Raw genomic sequence first — 554 nt, 5'->3', positions numbered from 1 at the left:
AACCATTTGAAAGATGTCGCTCGTATTGAATTAGGTGCCGAAACCTACTCACTTCGTTCACTACTTGATAACCAAGACGCAGTTGCCATTCCAATCTTCCAAGCTTCTGGCTCAAACGCGATTCAGATCTCTGATGACGTAAGAGCGAAAATGGAAGAGCTGTCAGCTAGCTTCCCTCAAGGTGTGAGCTACGAGATTGTTTACGACCCAACGGTATTCGTTCGTGGTTCTATTGAAGCGGTAGTGCAGACACTGCTTGAAGCGGTATTACTTGTTGTACTAGTTATTGTTCTGTTCCTGCAAACTTGGCGCGCATCGATCATCCCATTAGTTGCGGTTCCGGTTTCATTAGTTGGTACGTTCGCCTTCATGTACTTAATGGGCTTCTCTTTAAATGCTCTGTCACTGTTTGGCTTAGTACTCGCTATCGGTATCGTTGTTGATGATGCGATCGTGGTGGTCGAAAACGTCGAGCGAAACATCGAAGAAGGTCTTGCTCCTATTGCGGCGACAGAAAAAGCGATGCGAGAGGTTACAGGCCCAATTGTTGCGAC

At 46.6% G+C, this 554-nt stretch carries 1 protein-coding gene; it reads left to right on the top strand.

Features of this window, described 5'->3' with window-relative positions; all coding sequences use genetic code 11:
- On the top strand, positions 1-554 hold a 554-nt coding region (locus R7Z50_RS30060; protein WP_318150095.1), incomplete at both ends, for an efflux RND transporter permease subunit.

The organism is Vibrio sp. 1249-1, assembly GCF_033340495.1.
The sequence above is the reverse complement of the archived record's forward strand: the minus strand, read 5'-3'. Positions and strand labels throughout refer to the sequence as shown.